Source organism: Eudoraea sp., from assembly GCF_049665975.1.
GTDB lineage: Bacteria > Bacteroidota > Bacteroidia > Flavobacteriales > Flavobacteriaceae > Eudoraea.
The window spans coordinates 1-1,645 of record NZ_JBATGR010000158.1 but is presented as its reverse complement, the minus strand read 5'-3'; the positions used below and the strand labels follow the sequence as shown (position 1 = coordinate 1,645).

Sequence of the window (1,645 nt, the reverse complement as noted above, 5' to 3'; positions counted from 1 at the left end):
TAGTAATGCTATTCTATCTCTGACTATCCTACGGTCTGTTTCAATTTCCGTCTCTCCGGGACCTCGCATTCCAATACCCCCTCTTTGCCTTTCAAGATGAGTCCATAAGCCGGTTAGCCGAGGCAATAAATACTCATATTGTGCAAGCTCTACCTGTGTACGGGCATAGCTCGTTTTGGCTCTTTGAGCAAATATATCCAGTATTAAACCAGTTCTGTCCAGTATTTTGCACCGCAGTATCTTCTCAATATTGCGCTGCTGACCAGCCGAAAGTTCATCGTCAAAAATGACAGAACCTATTTCGTTTTCATCTACATAGGCCTCTATTTCCTGAATTTTACCACTCCCAATATATGTTTTTGGATTGGGTAAATCCATTCGCTGCACAAAACGTTTTAATACTTCGCCGCCAGCCGTATAAGTTAGAAACTCGAGTTCATCAAGATATTCCTGTACTTTCTTTTCATTCTGCTGTTTGTTAATAACACCCACCAGAATTGCCTTTTCATATTCTATATTCTGTTTCTCTAACATCTGATAAATTATAGTGCAAATCTAAGTAATTGGAACCAAGTGATTTTCGTAATTTTGGAAACCAAATAAAAAATTCATGAATTTTTCATTTCTGAAAAGAAATAAACCCAAAAACGTTCATACCATTGTCTTTTATAACCTGGAGAATCTTTTTGATATAGGAGATGATCAAAATACACTTGACATAGATTTTACCCCAAAAGGAAAGAAAAAATGGACCAAAAGGAGGTATAAAAAAAAGTTGCTCAAACTTGCAAATACCATTTGCAGAATAGGGGTTAAATCCACTAACAAGCCACCTGTGCTGGTAGGTATCGCAGAAGTGGAGAATGAAGGGGTTATTAAGGACCTGATTTCTACAGGGGCTTTAAAAAATGAGGATTACGACTACGTTCATTACGATTCTCCTGATGAAAGGGGAATTGATACGGCTCTGTTATATCTCAAATCGAATTTTAGTGTCTTACATTCGACACCTATCCCTTTACTGATTTTCAATCCTGAAGGCGAAAGAGACACAACCCGGGACATACTTTATATTCACGGTGTTTTAAACGGGGAGGAAATTCATGTTTTTGTAAATCACTGGCCATCACGAAGAAATGGAGATATAGAAACAGATTACAAAAGAATTAAAGCTGCCGAGACCATTAGGGACTATATGACGGAAATTGAAAAAAATTATTCAAATCCCAATTATATTATCATGGGAGATTTTAATGATGGTCCGGACGCAATAAGTATCCGCACTTTGGTTGATGCGAAAGAGTTGTATAATCCTATGGAAAAACTATTGACCCCGGAAAGAGGTAGCGCAAACTACAGAAGAAGCTGGTCACTTTTTGATCAGATACTGGTCTCTCATAGTTTTTTTAATTACGAAAAAGGCACGCATAGTTTTACGCATGCCAATATTTTTGACGACCATCAGCTCAAAGAATGGGATGGCAAATATGCTGGAAACCCATTTAGAACGTATGTAGGGCAAAAGTATAAAGGGGGATACAGTGACCACTTTCCTGTATATATTCAATTAAAATACAATTAAAACAGATTGGGGATATTCAAAAGAACATTCTAAATATGAATTATTTGGGCTTCACGCAATAAC

At 37.2% G+C, this 1,645-nt stretch carries 2 protein-coding genes; one reads left to right on the top strand and one right to left on the bottom strand.

The window, feature by feature from the left end:
* Positions 1-534 (bottom strand): GTPase HflX (gene hflX / locus WBN20_RS05955; RefSeq protein WP_424281060.1); only part of this gene is annotated, 534 nt, incomplete at its 3' end.
* A gap of 76 nt (positions 535-610) precedes the next feature.
* On the opposite strand from hflX, the gene WBN20_RS05950 reads away from it, so the two are divergent.
* Entirely contained in the window at positions 611-1,582 is a 972-nt protein-coding gene (locus WBN20_RS05950; protein WP_424272238.1) for an endonuclease, read from the top strand.
* The last annotated feature ends 63 nt before the right edge of the window (positions 1,583-1,645 follow it).

Excerpts from the sequence above, each read along its gene's own strand:
- WBN20_RS05950 (WP_424272238.1), top strand. The coding sequence starts at position 611 with ATGAATTTTTCATTTCTGAAAAGAAATAAACCCAAAAACGTTCATACC.